Source organism: Phnomibacter ginsenosidimutans (genome assembly GCF_009740285.1).
GTDB lineage: Bacteria > Bacteroidota > Bacteroidia > Chitinophagales > Chitinophagaceae > Phnomibacter > Phnomibacter ginsenosidimutans.
In genome coordinates this window covers 3,631,806-3,651,986 of record NZ_CP046566.1, presented here as the reverse complement: position 1 = coordinate 3,651,986, position 20,181 = coordinate 3,631,806, and the positions used below count along the sequence as shown (strand labels likewise).

Here is a 20,181-nt window from a genome sequence, read left to right as displayed (position 1 = left end):
TGTTGGCTGTTTCGTTTACCCTTGGAAGGTCCTGCTTCGGCAGGATCTTTTTTATGGCTGTAATACAGTCTCGTTATTTTTTGCTGTAGCAAAGGCATGCAGCTTCTGCACAAAGGCCAACAGCTTTTCCATGCTGGTCATATCTGTTACTACCAGAATCCCATTTTTACCTACTTGTTTTAGTTTGGCTTTGTTGGTTTCGGTTTGTATAAACTGCATGATTTTCATGAACACATCACTCTGGAAGTAAGGCGATTCATGATTGGGTACAAAGAAGCATTTGAGTACGTTGTCGCGGAGCAACATTTTCTCGAAACCCAATGCCACAGCAATTTTGCGGCTGCGTACGGTACGGAACAAATCTTCTACTTGTGGTGGCACGGCACCAAAGCGGTCGCTCAGTTCCTGATGAAATTCCTGTAGTTCTTCTTCGCTGTCGGAGTTGTCGAGGCGGGTGTACAAACTCAATCGTTCGGCAATGTTTTCTACGTAAGTATCCGGTATCAATATTTCCAGATCGGTTTCAATGGTACAGTCGCTTACGTAATCGTCTTGCTGCGCTATCTCTTCTTTAAACAGGTCTTTGAATTGTTTGCGTTTGAGATCACGAATGGCTTCATCCAAAATTTTGTGGTACATCTCAAAACCAATTTCGGCAATGAAACCACTTTGCTCGCCACCCAGCAAATTACCGGCACCACGTATGTCGAGGTCTCGCATGGCAATTTGAAAACCACTGCCCAGTTCGCTGAACTGCTCCAGTGTTTGCAGGCGTTTGCGGCTATCGTGTGGCAGCGTACTCATGGGCGGAGCCAGCAGGTAGCAAAATGCTTTTTTATTGCTGCGACCTACACGGCCACGCAGTTGGTGCAAGTCACTCAAACCAAACTGATGCGCATTGTTGACGATGATGGTGTTCACATTCGGAATGTCTACACCACTTTCCACAATGTTGGTACACACCAGCACATCGTAGCGTTTGTCCATAAAATCGAGGATGGTGTCTTCGAGCTGGTCGCCATCCATTTGACCATGAGCAAAAGCCACGCTCAGGTCGGGGCAGAGGCCACGAATGAGAGCTGCCATTTCGCCCAAACTGGCGACGCGGTTGTGAATGAAAAACACCTGCCCGCCACGTTCTGTTTCGTAGTAAATGGCGTCGCGGATATTGTCTTCGTTAAACACCTGCACTTCGGTTTGTACTGGTTGCCGGTTGGGTGGTGGTGTGTTGATGATGCTCAAATCACGGGCACCCATAAGGCTGAATTGCAAAGTGCGGGGTATGGGTGTTGCTGTCAGCGTCAAGCTGTCTACCGTTGTACGTAGTTGCTTCAGTTTTTCTTTGGCCGATACACCAAACTTTTGCTCTTCATCAATAATCATGATGCCGAGGTCTTTAAACTGCACGTCTTTTCCCAGCAGGGCATGTGTACCTACAATGATGTCTATTTTTCCTTCTTTTAGTTTTTGCAGCGTTTCTTTTTTCTCCTTGCTGCTTTTAAAACGATTGATGAAATCAACCGTCACCGGAAAATCTTCCAACCGCTTACTGAAGGTTTTGTAGTGCTGATACGCAAGGATGGTAGTGGGCACCAAAATAGCAGCCTGCTTGCCATCCACCACACTTTTGAAAGCAGCACGAATAGCTACTTCAGTTTTGCCAAAGCCTACATCGCCACACACCAGTCGGTCCATGGGGCTGTCTTTTTCCATGTCTTTTTTTACATCGGCACTGGCCTTGGCCTGGTCGGGTGTGTCTTCGTACATGAACGAAGCTTCCAGCTCCGTTTGCATGTAGTTGTCGGCGCTGTGGGCAAAGCCTTTCTGCGCCTTGCGTTCGGCGTAAAGTTTAATCAGGTCTTCAGCAATATCCTTGATTTGCTTGGTCGTCTTTTCTTTCAGTCGGTTCCATACATCGCTACCCAGTTTATTCATTTTGGGTACATGGCCTTCTTTGCCGGTGTACTTACTAATCTTGTGTAACGAAGATAGATTGACGTAGAGCAAATCGCCATCCTTATAGCGAAGGCGAACCGCTTCTTGCATGCGGCCGTTTACATCCATTTTTTCCAATCCGCTGAAGATGCCCACACCATGATCGATGTGGGTAACATAATCGCCGGGCTGCAGCTCCCGCAAGGTTTTGAGGGTGATGGCTTTGTTTTTGCTGAAAGCCTGTTTCACCTTGAACTTGTGGTAGCGTTGGAAAATCTGGTGATCAGTGTAGCACACCAGTTTCAGGTCTTCATCAATAAAACCTTCGTGAATGCTGACCGCAACCGGATTGAATTGAATTTCTGTGTTGAGGTCGGTAAGGATGTTGTAAATGCGTTCGAGTTGCTTGGCCTGTTCAGCAAACAGGTAAATGGCAAATCCTTTTTGTTCCCAGCTTTTCAAATCGGCAATGAGCAAATTGAAATTGCGGTTGAAACTGGGTTGTGGTTTGGTGTTGAAAGGCACCACGGTTGTTTCTGCATTTACTTTGCCTGATGCAGCACATTTTCCATCAAACACAATTTGATGACGCAGTGCCAGCAAGTCTTCAAATGCACCAATATCTACAAAATCGCCTTCGTTGACATTCTCTTTGGTGAGCGGTTTGTCTTCCTCATCGCCATTGTCCAAAGCTGCACCAGGATTGTCTTTCAGGTATTCCAGAAAAATCTGCAGCTGTTCTTTTTCCTGCTGCATTTTTTCGTGAATGAATGTCCAGTCGTTCATCCATACCACGGTATTTTCCGGCATAAATTCAAACAGCGATGTTTTCTCTTCCTTTTCAAATTGTGTTTCAATATTGGGGATGATATTTACCGACAACAGCTTGCGTTCGCTGAGCTGTGTTTCCGGGTCGAAGATGCGGATGCTGTCTACTTCGTTGCCAAAAAGTTCTATGCGGTATGGCTTTTCATTGCCAAAAGAATAGATGTCGAGAATGCCGCCACGTACGGCAAACTGGCCGGGTTCATACACAAAATCGGTGCGGGTAAAACCGAGCATCACCAGCAGTTCTAGTATGCCTTCGACGTTCAGCTCTTCGGCTTGTTTGATGCTGATGATATTGCCCGACAGTGTTTTGCTCACCACCACTTTTTCAAAAATGGCTTCGGGGTAGGTTACCAATATTTTCTTGTTGCCGCCCGTGGCTATTTTGGTGAGTGCTTCGGTCCGCAGCATCACGTGGCTGCTGTTGAGCAACCGAAAGTTTTTGCTGTTTTTAAATGAGCTGGGAAAGTAAAACAGGTCCAGCGCATTGGTAATGTTTTCGAGACTATTGTGGAAGTAAGCGGCATCTTCCGCATCTTCCATAATCACCACATGGTTGAGGCCTGCAGCAAGCGGGGTGTTCAAACACGGCCGCCATCGTCATGGCCTGGCTACTACCATGCAGCCCGTGGGCGCTGATATGTTGGGGTTTGGCAAAAGCAAGCCTGTCCGCCAATTGAAAAATGCGGGGGTCATTGCGATACGTTTCCTTCAGCGCATCAAGATTCATAAGGGCGGCAAATGTAACAAATACCCAATGCCGGTGGTGGTTTGAATGTCAGAAACTCTATCCTTTCACAACAGCTTTTGCAGGTATTTGTTGAGGGTGGCATTAGTGAAACAACTGTTGGCTGCTGTTTGCATCTGCAGTTTTTGGTATATTGGTTGGTAAATTTTTACCCCTTCAACCATGGAATCAATACCCACCCAGCCGTGGCCATTGTGGCGCCGCATTGGCTTTCGTTTTGCTTTCGTTTATTTGGTCCTCAGTTTTAATCCTGCATCATTTTTGGAGTTTATACCCGGTGCCTATGGTGTCATGCAAGTGTTGTTTTCACCCATTGACTGGCTCACTGCATGGGTAAACAAACATTGGCTGCACATTGCAGATCCGCTGGTAATGCCCAATGGCAGTGGCGATACTTCGTATGGCTGGGCTGTGATGTACACCTACCTCATGCTGGCTTTTGTGGCAGGTATTGTATGGAGCATTGCTGATAGAAAAAGACCAGCTTATCATCAGCTTCATTACTGGTTGTGCTTGCTGCTGCGGTATACCTTATTGCTGGCTTGTTTTTCATATGGTATTCAAAAGGTTTTTGCACTGCAAATGCCTTTTCCCAATATGAGCCAGCTGGCTACGCCTTTGGGCGATTTTTTACCCATGCGTTTGTCGTGGATGTTTATTGGCTACAGCACTCCGTATCAGGTGTTTTCGGGTGTGGCAGAAGTGGTGGCCGCACTGCTGCTGTTGTGGCGCAGAACTGCTACACTGGGCGCCTTAGTTGCTTTTGGGGTAATGTTGAATGTGGCTATGCTCAATCTCAGCTATGATATTCCGGTGAAAATTTATTCCATCCATTTGTGTTTTATCAGTGCGTATTTGTTGTGGCAAGAAAGAAGCCGGTTGATACCATTTTTTTTACTCAACAAGCCGGCGATGCCTTCGGTATTGTTCGAGCATCAGTTCGCTACTAAATGGAAACGCATCAGTCGGGTGGTAGCAAAATCTTTGTTTGTACTTGCAAGCATGGGTATCACCATTGTTTCTGCCATGCAATACCGTGAGCAGGTAAATGCAGAGATTGTAAAAGTGTTGCCACCGGTGAAGCCCGATATGTATCAGGTAGAATGGTGGGTGCAAAACGGCGACACGGTAAAAACGGATTATGCCAATGCGGCACATTGGAAAGACATCATTTTTGATTACAACGGACAAGGCAGCATTAATGCCGTTGATTCTATGTTTAGAATCCGCTATCGGCGCAGCTATTTTGCTTACCTGCCCGATAGCACGGGCACTACACTGGCATTCAGAAAATTTGCGACAGATAGTGCACCACTGTTTACGCTTCAGTTGCAATTGCCCGATAGCAACAGCATGCTCTTGAAAGGAAAAATCAACGCAGATTCTGTGGCCATTCGTTTGCGCCGGATGCACCGGCATTTTCAATTGGCAGAAAAACAATTTCATTGGTTGAGTGAAGCCAACAGATGATACTTATTATGTGAATGCTATACAAAAGCAAACGCCCGACAATAATTGCCGGGCGTTTGCTTTTGATGAAAATAAAATCTAGTTGGCTTTTACCACTTTGCTGTACCAGCGTTGGGTGCCGTCGGTTACCGTAAGGGTGTACATGCCTGCAGTAAGTGCATGCGTATCGATACTGGTTTTGGCAGCGCTGGCACTGGTTTGCCATTTGCCACTCAATACAATTCTTCCGGCGGCATCGGTTATGCTCCATTGTACATCAATGGCGGCATCGTTTACCATGGCCAAGAGCAACTGGTTTTGTACCGGATTAGGATAGGTGCTGATGCTGGCAGTTATTTTACCAAACTGTACACTACGAATGGCACTGTAGCTGATGTTGCCATCGCGGTCGGTTTGTTTGATGCGGTAAATGCGGGTGCCGCTTTTGCCTGCAGTAGCATCGGTAAATTGATAGCTGGCGGCCAGGGCATTTTGTGCAGCCACACTTCCGAGGCTTGTAAAGTCAATGCCATTTGTACTTACCTGTGGTTCGTATTGCAATACATCGCTTTCATTGGCCGTACGCCATTGCAGCAGCACATCTTGTTGTGCATTTTTCTGTGCGTCAAAGCTTACCCAAGTGGCAGGCAATGCAATGCTGTAACTGCCATCTGTAATCCAGAATTCGGAGAAAGCATCCACTTCGAACTCGGCATAATAACCGCTGCCATAAGGGGTGAAAATGATATTATCACTTACAATGCTTTTCCAGGTGCCCGTCAGGTTGTTATCAATGCTGCCATCTTCATTGGCACCGCCGCTTTCGGAGTAGCGGGTAATGTTGAGCTTGTTGTAAGCAGCTGGCGGCGTGCAATCATCGCAGCTACTGGCCAGGCGCATTTCTTGTACCTCAGCATCGGTAAAATACAACCGTACTGTAACCGGAGCACCCATTACAGGATTGCTGGGTTTGATGGTAAAGCTGCGGTTGGCAAAATACTGATGACCATCATTGCGTACAGTGCCCGTATTGATCCATGCTTTTACTGCAGTGCTGCCAAGGTTATTGCCATTCGGAAAAATGCTGGCAATAATCTGGCCACCATCTGTAAAATCAAACTGGCCGTTTCCAGAAATCGATTGTGTTACAACATTGCTGTTGTTCGATTGTGCATAAATCGGTAATACGTTATCAAAAATATGGATGTCGTCAATGGCAACGCCTTCACGGTTGACGGCATCATCGCTGCCAACTACAATACGCAGGCTGATATTGCCTGCCTGCTTAGGCAGTGCTGTAGTCGCCACATGCCAGTGTGTTTGGTTTTTGCCTACCCAGGCTTGTGCAGCAGGAAAATCGTACCAGTTGGTACCGCTGCCGCCACTACCCAGTCGCTGCCAGTTTACGGCATCGTAGCTGTACTCTACCCACACAGCGTCGCAAACAATATTGTACATGCTGCAGTCTTCCATATCATAAGCCATGCTAAAGCTAAGCGTTGGCGCAGTCATGCTATTGATGTTGAAGCAAGGCGAATAGAGATAACTGAATTCGTTGTCGTTGTAATGACCGGCGAGGGTTGTTTTCCAGGCCTTGGTACCACTGGCTGCGGTGGATATACCTGTATGTGCCGGAGTGCCGTACTGCCAGCTGTTGTTGATGCCTTCGGTAAACCAGTTGCCGGTGCCGTTTTCAAAATCTTCGCTGTAAGGAAAACTACTCACCACAGGCTGATTGCGGATGATGGTGGTAACGCTGTTGTTATTGCTGATGTTATCAGCAGGCATATCAACCATCGCTTCTATAGTATGGCTACCGTACGAAGAAAGGTTGGCCGTATTGGCAAAAGTGTAGGTGATGGTTGTGTGCGCTGGCATGTACTCAATGGTTTCCTGCACCCAGCTACCATTGTCGATGCGGTAGCTTACCGGTACGTTGTACATGGCTACATTCATAGAGTTGTACACTTCTACCCGAATGGGAACAGCAGCCGTAAGTCCGCAACTAAAAATGTATGGCGTATCAATGGCCAGCAGTTGCAAATCATTGTTGGCCAACTGTAGGGTTATGTCGTCAAAACTGTATCCTGCAAAGCGTCGGTTATCGGCGGCAGCATACAAGCCGTACTGTCCAAACTTAATTTGTGTGCTGGTTGAAAATTGCTGACCGGCTGCCTGCAAAGCATCGCTGATTTCAATGCTCTTGGTTTTTTTGTACTCCCCTGCAATAGCAGATTGATTGGCGCCTAAATCGTACACTTCCACCCAGGTGTCGTTTTCACTACCCCTTGCCCATACTTTGTTTTGAGCACCGGCACCTTGTGCAATGCCATGTTGTTTGTAGAAAAACTCAAACCGCACTTCGTGGCTGGTGTTGTAATTGGAGAGGTTGAATGTGCCTATCAATTCATTGTTGGCTGAGGTAGCATACGGAGTAGAACGGCGAACATCCAGTGTCATCGCTTTGCTGCCGGTACGGGCTACATCGCCAAAAGCGGCACTGCGCAAACGTCCAAAAGCATCATCCGTAGTAAAGTCCCAACGGTGGGTGCCGGCAATGCCTTTGCCACTGGCCAATACTTGCTGACCATTGCTGGATTCAAACGATTCGGTGACGGCAGGTATTAAACTCAACGCTGCATTGGGCAAATGGCGAACCGTGCTGCGAATGGTATCGTTGCTGCTGTTGGCATCGCCTGCATTGTTTTTTACAACGGCTACAATATGGTAATCGCCAGTGGCAGATAAATCTATTGTGCTGCTGAAAGTATGCGTGTAGCTTGCATTGGCTGCAATGCTGGTGCTCACATTTTCCTGCACAAATGCAGCACCGTTGATGCTGTACTGCACTGTAAAATCAGACACTGCAGCATCGTCGAGGTTTTTAATGCGAATACTCAAATTGCTGTTGGCAGAAAGAGCACTGCTGGTAAACTGGCGGCCACTCACGGGGCTTAGTATCGCATCGGCTTTCAAATCACCATCGCTGATACTACCGGTGCAGCTGCCTGTGTTGGGCTGGCGTTCAACCGGTGTGCTCCAGCGGCTGACTTTGCCATTTTTAATGGTTCGAACTGATAAGTAATAAACAGAATCTTTTGAAAGACCGCCGGCTGTGTAGCTGAGGGTGCTATTGCTTACTTGTGCTATGGGTACCATTTCAGCGCCTTGCTTCATAATAATTTCATAGCCATCTGCGCCTGTAACTGTATTCCAGTTGATTTTGATATACCCTTCACATTGTTGCGCATCCGGAGCTAATGAAGCCGTTGGGTTGCTCATTAAACTGAACATTTCGCTAATGGCTGTTTCACCTGTACTGTTATTGGTGATTTTGATGCGGCTGGTGGTGTTGATGGTAGCTGGTGGAGGCCAGTTGTAAAAGCGCAATGCATTGTCCTGATTGTCTGCTATCAGATTCCAGGTGCTGCCGCCATCATAGCTGTACTCCAACTTAAATGTGCCTGTGTTATTACCATGATAATCTAAGGTGATGGGAATAGAAGGACCATTGGGCGTCCAGGTTTCGCCGGCTGCAGGTGTAAGAATGTGGATGCCTTGAGGCAGCGCATCAAAAGCTACAGCATATTGTTGCGGACTATTAACCAATACATCATATCCTCTCACCCGTATGGTATAGTTTCCTGCTACGGGTGTATTGATTACTACTTGTTCTATGTTGTTGACGTGATCGGTGCCTTGGGTGGCAGCATTGGTTACGCTACCGGCACCAGCATTCAATACCAATGGATATACGGTACTGCCGCCGGGGGTAATTACCTGTAAGTCCAGATCATTGATGAGCGTTTTGGCAGCAACAGGACTGGCGGCGGGGTCGTGCCAGTACAACATTACTTTTAACTGATGGGTGCCCGCAGGAACTGCTATTACCGTGTCTTGCGTAGCGCCTTGTGTAATAGCGCCAAGTCGATAATGCGTGGCTTCCAACATCCGCAGGCTGTTGCTGAGGTGCAACATGCCAAAGCCATGCCGGTAGTCGGGGCCGGGTGTGCCAATATCTCTGGCACCATTCAACAGCAAGGCTTTCATCAGTGCTCCATCCGGATTGCTGTTGCCATGCAGCTGGCGGTACCTTTCGTACAACAGGGCCAGTCCGCCGGTAACGGCAGGTGCGGCCATACTGGTACCCCATGCGCCAAAGTAAGCACTGTTTATACTGTAATTACCGGTGGTACTCATAATGGCTTCACCAAGGGCGACGATTTCTGGTTTGATGCGGCCGTCTTTTACAGGACCGGTGCTGCTGCTGGAGCTGGCAAATTGGATGTAGTCGGTGCGGCCAACAGTAATGGTGTTTTTGGCAGACTGCATGCCTGAAAGCACCGTGGCGTAATGAAAAGGATATGGTGCACATGTGTATTCACCATCGTTGCCCGATGCAAATACATGCAACAATTGCGGATAACTAAAGGCTTGCTGGTCAAGTAAGCTGCTCGACAAATCATAAGTTCCTGCCATTTCGCAATCGCCCATGATATTGCCGTAGCTATTGTTGGTCAGCACCATGTTGTAATCTCGTACATAGGTACCGGCATTTTGCCAAATACCACTGAACCATTGACTTACAATGCTGGCCTTGGGGGCAAAGCCTGCCCTTTGTGGCAACAAAATACCTGCGCCGGCTACAGTGCCGGTAGTATGTGCTCCGTGATCGTTTACAATGCCTGGCGTATGGTTAATGATGCGGTCGTATAAATCGGGGTGACGGCTGGGGTCGGCATCGTCGCCTACACCCACGGTAACGCCTGCACCTGTAAGGCCACGGCCACCATCGGCTACGGATGCCCGTAGGGCACCTGCACCTGCAACCGCACGGCTGCTTTGGTTCAAAATTTTATCAGGTGGAGGAATGGTTTGCACAAATGCCACAAACGGTAATGCGGCCAATGCTTTCACCTGACTGGTAGGGCAGGTGATGGCATACACACCAAATGCATTACCTGGAGATGCGTCTGGCTGAAAGCCGGCTTGCTGTAAGAGAGCTCTTGTTTCGCCAATGCTGATGCCCGGATGGGTAGCCATGAGCAACTGCACTTGCGACTGGCCGCTACGGGCATGATCCGGAATTTTTCCTGCTGCCAGTGATGGCATCATTTTGTGCAAGGGCTCCAGCACTGCGGTGCCATCGATACCCAAGCGTTGCCATTCGGCAGCTTGTGGCAGTTGTGTAGCCGAAACAATAAAAGTGCTGTTATCAATCTTGGCCAGAATGCGCAGCGGCGTTTGGCGGGTGGCATCCGACAACAATTGTTTGTTGTTGCTATGCACCACAAAGAAGAATTTGCCCGCAGCCTTTTGCTGGGCTATTTGCGAAAGCGATTTGCTGTTAGCAGTAGCTGAAATGCTCAATTGCTGACCGGTTGCCAGCTTTACCGAACCGGTTTTTTGTGCTTCTGATGAAAGTCCTGTTCCTGCAAAAAGAATTACAAAACACAGGACTCTACAAAAAGTGATCTTTTTCATAGAGTGTGATTTGACAATCTACCAGGGGCAGGATATTAGTTCATCCCTTTAATCTTGAACTTAGATTTCTTTTCTGGTTTTTCTCCGGCCAAAACCCGTTCGGCACCCATGCTGGCACTATTACTCGGACAGCCTCTTTTCTTACTACTTGCACAAGACAGCAAGAAACCCGATAATGCCAAAACCATCAATTGTTTCTTCATTCAGATATGAAATATTGTGAGCAACTATAGCGATGCTTGGGATAATAAAGTTCTGCAATAATATATTATAAAACAATGCTTTTCGTCAGCTAATCGTCATAACTATTTAAACCAGCCCGAATACATTACGTAGTTATTGGCAATCCGGTTTATTTCTCCCTCTACTAATTCTGGTGAAATGTCTTTTACTTTTTTGGCGGGCACACCGGCAAATATGCTGCCTGCAGGTACGTGTGTCCCTTCTAGTACTACAGCGCCTGCGGCTATTATACTATTGCTTTCTATCACTACGGCATCCATTACAATGGCGCCCATACCTATCAGCACATTGTCGTGCACGGTACAGCCATGCACTATGGCGTGGTGCCCTATACTCACATTATTACCAATAACGGTTGGATGTTTTTGATACGTACAATGGATACACGCACCATCCTGCACATTTACTTTATCGCCCATTTTTATGTGGTTTACATCGCCCCTTACCACTGCGTTGAACCAAATACTGCATTGGTCGCCCATGACTACATCGCCCACAATAGTGGCGTTTGGTGCAATAAATGCGTCGTTTCCAAAATGGGGGTGCTTTCCAAGCACAGGCAGTATTACCGGCATAAAAAGATTGTGGGATTGAAGGGCGAAAATCGGTGATTTACAATCAACTTCGCTGCTGATTTTACCATTCTTACACGCTCTTGCATGAATTACTTCAACAACCTGTTCGTTAGAACTTTCCGCTGCGTTCCTATTTGTTTTATGCTCCTCCTGAGTTGGCAGTTCAACACTGCACAGGCGCAGGAAGCCAACAGCTTTTTGTACCGCATTACCGGCAATGGCCTGAGTAAACCTTCGTTTTTGTGGGGTACCATTCACCTGCAAAATGAAGCCTTGTTCAATTTTCCTGATTCACTGTATCACTACATCGAATCGGCAGATGCCTATGCTATGGAAATACATCCGGATAGCATTGTGGGGCAATCGTTGGATTACTATTTCAAATCCAAAAAGAAAACCACCATTGGCCAAATGGTAGATGCTGAAACACTCAAGCAGCTAAAGAAAAAATACCAGTCGAAGTTTAAAGAGCCCATTGAAAACCTGACCCTTGCCGAAGCCATGCTGAAGCAGAACAATCAGGCTTTTGCCAAAGCAGCCGGAACTAAAAAAATGGACACGTTTATGGACATGTACCTCATGACCATATCGCAAAGCATGGGCAAAGAAATAGTAGGACTGGAGCGGGTAGAAGATCGGATAAAGTTGATGGATGAACTGCTCTTCAATAAAAATCCAGAGTATGTACTCGGCGATTTTACTGACGATAAAACTTCTCAACAGCTCATTAAAGCCTACCTGAATACCGACCTGAATGCTGTACGCAACTATGTAAGTGCCATGCCACCCGAAGTAGAAGAACCATTTCTTTCGGGCCGCAACAAACTGATGCTGCAAAAAATGATACCTGCTATGCAGCAATACAGTTTATTTACAGCAGTAGGTTTAGCCCACCTGCCCGGCGACCAGGGCCTGATACAATTGCTGCGAAAGGCGGGTTACACGGTAGTGCCAGTGTACAGCAAACAAAAAATACATGCCAGCAAATACGAGCCCGGCAGCATGACCAACGTAGCGAAAAAGAAAGCTGCGGATTGGGTAACTGTCAACCTTGAGGAAAGCGGTTTGATATTGCAAATGCCGGGCAAGCCCAGCGAGAATGATGTGAAAAATACAGGCCTGAAGATGCACATGTACATCGACTGGCAGGAGAATATGTTTTACTACATCATGCATGTGGTATCGCAGGAAGATATCACGAGTGGCAACCAAGACAGCATGCTTACTGCTGCTGCAATTGGCGCCAGCAAAAACAGCAGCGGTAAAGAACCACAGCTGTTGCGCAGTATAGAACTGAACGGGCTCAAAGGAAAGGAAGCGCTGTTTTCCAGTAAAGAAATGCAAGGCATACGGTTGGTATTGTTCAGCAGGAATCAGGATTTGTATATGCTGATGGTAGGGGCCAACGATAGCACCAAACTGTTTGGTACCAATGCCAATCGGTTTGTACAGTCGCTGCAACTCACTGCCAAAAAAGATATCAGTTTTATTACCTATACCGATGTTGAAGAACTTTTTTCAATTCAGTTTCCCGGCACTCCCGATGTAAACCCCGATGGCTTTAGTGAAAAAGATGAATCAAACAGACACCTCCACGAAAAAATATTGTACAAAAGAGCTGCCGGAAGCAGTACAGAAACCATGGTGAAAGTGTTGCGCATCAACGAATACGGCGATTTTAGCAACGATAAGGAATTGATGCAAAACATTTATGAAGGGTTGCGAGGCGTTTCTGTAAAGGAGTCGTTGGAACACATCGACACACAGTGGTTACAGCATCCGGCTGCCATTGTAACCGGCAAAATGGAAGGCGGTATACAGTATGAACTGAGAATGCTAAAGCGGGGCGGAAGATTGTACACCGTTTGGTACTTCGACAATAAGCTTACTTACAATGCCATAGCCAAAGATGCATTCTTCAATAGCTTTGCGTTATTGCCTTATCCGACAATGAATCTGCGAAAGATGACGCTGGACAGTCTGGAAGTTGGCTACTTCGATTCACTGGCCCATTTTGCCAATCGCTGGGGTAGCGATGACAGCACCGAAATCAATGCGTACAATCCATATTGGGCCTTGGCGATGGAAACGAAGCAGCTTGAATTAAAGCCCTATACCTGGGCCAGTTCAGACTCGGCATTGCTAATGGCCATGCTGGAAAAAGTGATGCTAAACGAAAAGGCAACTGTCATTAAAATGGCATATACGGTTTATCAATCTGTGCCCAGGTTGGATGCATGGTTGCAACTCAAAGAGTCTGCTTCGCAATTGCGGGTACGCCTACACAAATGGGGTAGCAAAGTGTACCGTCAGCAAATGATGGGTGATGAAACGGCTTTGCAAATGCCTGTAATCAACCAATGGTTTGATGCATTATCAATTGGTAAAAAAGCCACTCCGCTCGACGTTACCAAAAACACATCGGCAACTGTATTTGAGCTGCTGCGCCATGCACCGGATGAAGACGCTTTTGCAACGCTTGTTCGTGGGCTGGATGAATTGCCATTTACCAGAAATGAACTACCCATGTTGCTGAAAGAAGCTGCAGGAAAATGGAGCCGTGATAGCTCTTATCCCAACCTGCAAGATGAACTCTGGGATATCATTGACAAACTTGCAGACAGCACTGATATAGCTGCCATACAGGATGCTTACATAAAAGCAGATGCGGCAGGTAACGGCCAGTCGAAAGCGTTGCGATTGCTGGTGAAATTGGGTACAACAAACGCTTTGGCATTTGTGCAAAAAAATGTTCCATTTACAAAAGAGAAAGAACCCGCTGTTGGCAACTTCTTCGGTGTATTTTATCAGCATCCTGAAGCAATAGCACCACTACTGCCCGGCTGGTACAAGCTGGTAACTGATACCACCTATGGCCCGGCTGTTGTAATGATGCATCAGCATGCACAGGACAGCAACTATGCGGTACAAACCCCTGCTAGCTTTCAGGAAGATGTAATGACACTTGGCCGCAACATGTTGCAGCTAATCTCTCGCAATAAAGACGAGTACTATCCTTATATGAACGAGGTTATTAAAGCGCTGGGCAAGCTGGCTACCCCAGAGGCAGATGGATTGTTGTTTGATTACGCAACCAAGTTGGCCGATACAGGTTATATCGGTTATCAGGCATTGCAACAGCTGATTGATCACGAAGTGTATCCTACGGAACCAATAGCCAAGTACAGTGCAGATCCGTACTGGCGCAGCAGTTTGTACAGCCTGCTCGAAGAAAATGAGCAAGTAAAAGTGATGCCTGCCAAATACCGCACCCAGCTGATGATGGCTGAAGCATATTTGTACGATAATGTTGATGACTATGACATTGATACACTGATAGCAGTGGGCGAAAGAGAGCTTCTGTTCATGGGCAAAAAGTATCGCTTCTATTTGTTTAAAGCAGGCTTGTATGAAGAAGAAAACAAGTTGAGTTACTACCATGCTGTTGCCGGTCCGTTTGCGTTGGATAGAAACAATGTGTCATTGCAGGAAGAAAATGTGTATGCCACCTATTTGTCCGGTGATCCTTTTGATAAAAAGAATGTCGACAAATGGTTAAAGGAATACCTGAAATCTCTTGAGGAAGAGCAAACTGAAGTAGATGCTCCCAAAGAAGAAGAGTAAGTTTGCAGCTTCATTACCATGAACAATCGTCAGCTTTTTTTACAACACGTGGCGCAAACATCGCCGGCACCCATTGGCTTAGAAATTGTAAAGGCCGAAGGTATTTACATGTGGGATGTTGCCGGACAGCGTTATATAGATGCCATCAGCGGCTTTAGTGTGATGAACATTGGGCATGGGCATCCGGCAGTAAAAGCGGCCATCAATAAACAGGTGGAAGATTACATGCACCTGCTGGTGTATGGCGAAATTATTGAATCGCCGCAGGTGCAGTATGCCAAACGCCTCAGCAGTTTGCTGCCTGCATCGCTTGACTGTGTGTATTTTACCAACAGTGGTGCCGAAGCTGCAGAAGGTGCCATGAAGCTGGCCAAACGGGTGACGGGTCGTACACAAATCATTGCTTTCAACAATGCCTACCATGGTAGTACACAAGGCGCCCTCAGCATAATGGGTGGTGAGTATTGGCGCAATGCCTACCGGCCTTTGTTGCCCGATGTATGGCATGTAGATTTCAATACTGATGAAGCCTTGAAGAGCATCACCGAAAAAACAGCCTGTGTAGTGGCAGAAGTAGTACAGGCAGAAGCTGGCGCCAAACCTGCTCAACAAGCATGGCTCACCGCCCTGCGCCAACGCTGCACAGATACGGGTACGTTATTGGTGTTTGATGAAATACAAACCGGCTTTGGCCGAACGGGGTCGCTGTGGGCATTTGAGCAATACGGTGTGGTGCCCGATATTTTATTACTCGGCAAAGCCTTGGGTGGTGGGCTGCCGCTGGGTGCGTTCATTGCATCGCATGCACACATGCAGCAGTTGACATTTAATCCGGTACTGGGCCACATCAGCACATTTGCGGGGCATCCCGTTTGTTGTGCTGCGGGGTTAGCTGCATTTGAGGAGCTAATCAAGTTTGCAAATATCAATTTGCAATTTCCAGGGCATTCTTCCTTGCAAGCTGCAAACTGCAAACTGGAAACTGTCATCGAAAAGGAACTGCAGTTTCGCAGCCTGTTACATCATCCCGCTATCAAAGCCATTCACGGCCGCGGATTGTTGCTGGCAGTTGAGTTTGAATCGGCCGAATTGTGCCAACGCATTTGCCATGCAGCAGTAAAAGCAGGCGTGGTAACCGATTGGTTTTTGTTTGCCCCCAATTGTCTGCGCATAGCGCCGCCCCTTATTATTAGTGCCGAAGAAATTAGTGCTGTTTGTGCGGTGTTGTTGCAAACCATCAACCAGGTGGTTGAAGCGTAAAATCACCATCAATAGGTAAATCCAAACACGGAGAAAGCGGCCCAGTTGGCAGGCTCTGGATATTTCTTTTTCACCGCCTGAATGGCTTCTTGCAATTGCCTTGCAGGATAGAAATAATCAGGATTCATGAGTTTTACCAAATACCGGATCATCAGTTCTTTGGTGGCAGCATCATTCACGCTCCACAGACTGATGACGCTGAAATTGACACCGGCTTTGTAAAAGGCCCTGCCAATGCCATGAAAACCTCCCGCAAATACTTTTCCGAAACCGGTTTGGCAGGCACTCAAAATGGCCAGTTCTGCTTTCAGCTTCATCTGTTGAATGTCTCTGGCAGATAGCAGTCCTGTTGCACTGCTGCTGTCAGGCGCAAATGCCAGAAAACTTCCATCCAGCATTTTGCTATTGTCGAAGTGGCCGTGAGTAGCAAAATACAGCAGGTCGGCTTTTGGCGCCAGCTGTTTCACAGTACTAATATTGGCCGAGGCTTGCAGCAGCGATGTTGTTTCCAATGCATTGCCAACCAGGCTGGCTTCTGCCGCTGCACCCGGTAAGTCGGGCAAATAAAAAGGCGCCTCTTGGCTATATGCCGGGTTGCCAACTACCAATGGGTTGTTGGCTTTCAGTTGGTTTGGCTTGCCCATTTTCATGGCGTTCTCCATGGCAAACGCTTCGAAGTTGCAGAGGTGCGGTACAAACGACCAGCTCAGGCTGTCTACCAAATAACTGTTATTGCCGTAAGGCTGCAGCACATGAAAAGGAAATTGCCCGATGTTGTATTCTGGAATAATGAACAAGTGCGACAATCCTTTCAGGCCGTCGGCTATGCTGGCGGGTAGAAGCAAAGCCGTTGCATCCTGAATGGCTTTTTGGAGAGAAGCAGGTTTGGCAATGGCGCTTTTTTTGATACTGGACCGAAGCGTTGCTTCATCGCCGGTTTTGGCCAGCGGGGCCCGGGTAGCTGCCAACGATTCTACACCCAATGCGGTCCGCAATTGGTATTCAATGTCGGCAAGTTTGCTGGCTTTTATTTTCGTTTCGGCGTAGCGCCATTGCTGCAAAGTGCCCAGCCAAATCCGCAACGTGTCGGGGCTTACGCTATAAAAAAGCACCCCCACTTCGGGAGCTTTTGCTTTAAACGCCCGGATGTAATCTTTCACTTCCTGCTGATAATTGGTACCCGCATTGCCGGGCTGGCAAATGAAGGCTGCATTTCGCACGGTATATATTTCCCGCAGCTTTTCTATGCTTTGGGCATAATAGCGGTTAAATAAAACATCCGTTTTTTCCTGCGCCAGCAGTGCCGTGGGCAGTAATAAGAACAGCAGCCATTTCATACCTGAAAAATAGCCTGACTCAGGCACTTTTACTGAATTGATTCTTGCCGGTCAACATCCAACAAGTTGGCGGGGCACACGGTGAGAATACAAAGAGCTGTTTGCTACAAAGGGAATTTTGTGTGGGTTTGAACCACGCAATCGATACCAAAACCCGTACTTATTCCACAAGTTGGGCAGGGTGATTTTCGTCCTGTTTTCATACGGGGCTGCACCCTTACATTTGTGACCATTCAATTTTTTGCTTACCAATTATGAGTACAAGCCCCAAGGAGACTACCGTATTACAGGATGTAGTCATCAAGTTTGCCGGCGATAGCGGCGATGGCATGCAATTGACCGGCAGCCAGTTTACCAACAACACGGCATTGCTGGGTATCGATCCGGCTACCTTCCCCGATTTTCCGGCCGAAATTCGTGCCCCGCAGGGTACACTGGCGGGTGTGTCGGGCTTTCAGTTGCGTTTTAGCAGCAACCCCGTATTTACCCCCGGCGATTTGTGTGATGTACTCGTAGCCATGAATGCGGCTGCCCTCAAAGCCAACCTGAAGCAGCTGAAAAAAGGCGCTAAGATCATTGCCAATACCGATGGCTTTGATGCCAAAAACCTGCGGCTGGCCAACTATCCCGAAGGAGTGAATCCTTTGGAAGACGGCAGCCTGGAAGGGTATGAGGTAACCAAAATTGATGTAACCAAACTGACCCGTGAAGCCACCAAAGACTTTACCATGGGTACCAAAGAGAAAGACCGTGCCAAAAACATGTTTGTGCTCGGCTACCTCTACTGGATGTTTGACCGTGGCATGGACAGCACCATCAGCTTTTTGCAAGAGAAGTTTGGTAAAAAAGATGAAATCCTGAACAGCAATATCAAAGTGCTGCAAGCCGGTTACAACTACGGCGATACCATTGAAACCTTTACCACCCGTTTCAAGGTGGAAAAGGCTAAAATGGAACCCGGTGTGTACCGCAGCATTATGGGCAATCAGGCATTGGCCTATGGCCTCATTGCCGCTGCTGAAAAAAGTGGCTTGCCGCTCTTTTTGGGTAGCTATCCCATTACGCCTGCCAGCGATATTTTGCATGAGCTGAGCAAGTACAAAAACTTTGGTGTTCGCACCTTTCAGGCCGAAGATGAAATTGCAGCGATTGCGACAGCGATAGGCGCTTCTTACGGAGGCAGCCTCGGCATTACCACTACGAGTGGCCCGGGCATGGCACTGAAAACAGAAGCCATGGGCCTGGCCATGATGATGGAAATTCCGTTGGTGATTGTGAACATACAGCGGGGTGGACCCAGCACGGGTTTGCCTACCAAAACCGAGCAGAGCGACCTGCTGCAGGCTTACTACGGTCGCAATGGTGAAGCGCCTATGCCGGTGATTAGCGCCAGCACTCCGGCCGATTGTTTTGAAGTAGCCATGGAAGCCTGCCGCATTGCCGTGCAGCATATGACGCCCATTATTTTGCTGAGCGACGGCTACATTGCCAATGGCGCCGAGCCGTGGAAGTTTCCCAATGCCGACGACTTACCGGCTATTGAAGTAAAGTTCAAAACTGAACTCGCCGAAGACGAAGAAAAATACCAACCATACCGCCGCGATGAAAAGCTGGCTCGTCCTTGGGCTGTACCTGGCACGCCGGGTCTGGAGCACCGCATTGGAGGTTTGGAAAAGCAACACATTACCGGCAACGTAAACTATGAAGCAGACAACCATGAATTCATGGTGAAACTGCGTCAGGAAAAAGTAGACAAGCTGGCGGAATTTTTGCCTTTGCAAAAGCTGGATAGCGGTGTAGAAAAAGGTAAGGTACTGGTACTGGGCTGGGGTAGTACTTACGGTGCTATCAAAACAGCTGTCAGCGATTTGCTGGCTGAAGGTCATGCAGTGGCCCATGCGCATTTGCGTTATGTGCGTCCTTTCCCCAAAAACCTGGGCGACATTTTGAAGAACTACGACACCGTACTGATTCCAGAAATCAACAACGGTCAGCTCATCAAAATCATCCGCGACCAATATTTGGTGGATGCCAAGGGCTACAACAAAATCAAGGGCAATCCTATTACCCGCACCGAGCTGGTTGAGGAAATCCGCAAGTATTTGTAATAGCATCTTTCAATAGCATACACAAAAAAGCCCGCTGTACACAGCGGGCTTTTTATTGGCATCATCCATCAGAAAAATGATCAGGATTGTAGTTCGGCCACTTCGCTTTCGAGTGCCGCTTGTACCAGTACTTCCGGCTCAAATACAATGGTTGATTTGATGGAGTTGCTGATGAGGCAAGCAGCTTCACTTTTGTGCAGCACTTTCATGGCTTTTTCAACCTCGGCATCGGTAGCTACGTGTACAATGGGGCGCAGCACCACTTCACTCATCATAAACTTTTTATCTACTATTTCCAGCTTGCCTTTGGCATGGCTTTCAAAGTGGGAAAAGTCCAGTTTGAAATTTTCGGCCACGGCCAAAAAAGTAGTCATCAGGCAACTGTTGACAGCCGCTACAAACAAATGCTCGGGGCTCCAGATGCCCGGCATGCCTTTGGCAAACTCTGGCGGCGTAGCTACTTCAATAGATTGATCGAGTACAGAAGAACGGGCGGTGCCTTTGCGGTCGGCTTCCCAGCGAATACAGGTATAGTAATAATGAACGTGTTCCATGCAACAAGTTTTAGGAAGCTAAAGGTGAAACAGGCG

10 protein-coding genes are annotated in these 20,181 nt (G+C 47.6%); 4 read left to right on the top strand and 6 right to left on the bottom strand.

Going from position 1 to position 20,181, the window contains the following annotated elements; all coding sequences use genetic code 11:
* Positions 1-51 precede the first annotated feature (51 nt).
* Entirely contained in the window at positions 52-3,348 is a 3,297-nt protein-coding gene (mfd, locus tag GLV81_RS15790) for a transcription-repair coupling factor (protein WP_246186063.1), read from the bottom strand.
* A 325-nt stretch (positions 3,349-3,673) separates the two neighbouring features.
* On the opposite strand from mfd, the gene GLV81_RS15785 reads away from it, so the two are divergent.
* Positions 3,674-4,981, top strand: a complete 1,308-nt coding sequence (locus GLV81_RS15785) for a hypothetical protein (protein WP_157479729.1) — start codon at positions 3,674-3,676, stop codon at positions 4,979-4,981.
* A 78-nt stretch (positions 4,982-5,059) separates the two neighbouring features.
* On the opposite strand, the gene GLV81_RS15780 is transcribed toward GLV81_RS15785, so the two are convergent.
* The 3 genes from GLV81_RS15780 to GLV81_RS15770 all read right to left on the bottom strand — a co-directional run bounded on the left by GLV81_RS15780 (position 5,060) and on the right by GLV81_RS15770 (position 11,262).
* Positions 5,060-10,444, bottom strand: coding sequence for a S8 family serine peptidase (locus GLV81_RS15780; protein WP_157479728.1), 5,385 nt, complete (start codon positions 10,442-10,444; stop codon positions 5,060-5,062).
* A gap of 35 nt (positions 10,445-10,479) precedes the next feature.
* Positions 10,480-10,647 carry a hypothetical protein gene (locus GLV81_RS15775; RefSeq protein WP_157479727.1) on the bottom strand — a complete coding sequence of 56 codons (168 nt, stop codon included), beginning with the start codon at positions 10,645-10,647 and terminating at the stop codon, positions 10,480-10,482.
* A 102-nt stretch (positions 10,648-10,749) separates the two neighbouring features.
* Positions 10,750-11,262, bottom strand: coding sequence for a gamma carbonic anhydrase family protein (locus GLV81_RS15770; protein WP_157479726.1), 513 nt, complete (start codon positions 11,260-11,262; stop codon positions 10,750-10,752).
* Positions 11,263-11,403: 141 nt separating this feature from the next.
* On the opposite strand from GLV81_RS15770, the gene GLV81_RS15765 reads away from it, so the two are divergent.
* Complete coding sequence (locus GLV81_RS15765) at positions 11,404-14,886, top strand: TraB/GumN family protein (protein WP_197428550.1); 3,483 nt, start codon at positions 11,404-11,406, stop codon at positions 14,884-14,886.
* Positions 14,887-14,904: 18 nt separating this feature from the next.
* Positions 14,905-16,146: an aspartate aminotransferase family protein gene (locus tag GLV81_RS15760; RefSeq protein WP_157479724.1), complete on the top strand. Its 1,242-nt coding sequence runs from the start codon at positions 14,905-14,907 to the stop codon at positions 16,144-16,146.
* A gap of 8 nt (positions 16,147-16,154) precedes the next feature.
* On the opposite strand, the gene GLV81_RS15755 is transcribed toward GLV81_RS15760, so the two are convergent.
* The gene (locus GLV81_RS15755; RefSeq protein WP_157479723.1) at positions 16,155-17,483 is read right to left on the bottom strand and encodes a CHAT domain-containing protein; all 1,329 of its coding nucleotides are present in this window, start codon (positions 17,481-17,483) and stop codon (positions 16,155-16,157) included.
* A gap of 254 nt (positions 17,484-17,737) precedes the next feature.
* Here GLV81_RS15755 and GLV81_RS15750 point away from each other — a divergent pair, with 254 nt between their 5' ends.
* On the top strand, positions 17,738-19,591 hold the full coding sequence (locus GLV81_RS15750) for a 2-oxoacid:acceptor oxidoreductase subunit alpha (RefSeq protein WP_157479722.1): 1,854 nt from the start codon (positions 17,738-17,740) through the stop codon (positions 19,589-19,591).
* 80 nt (positions 19,592-19,671) lie between these two features.
* Here GLV81_RS15750 and GLV81_RS15745 read toward each other — a convergent pair whose 3' ends face one another.
* On the bottom strand, positions 19,672-20,145 hold the full coding sequence (locus tag GLV81_RS15745) for an OsmC family protein (protein ID WP_157479721.1): 474 nt from the start codon (positions 20,143-20,145) through the stop codon (positions 19,672-19,674).
* Positions 20,146-20,181: the final 36 nt, after the last annotated feature.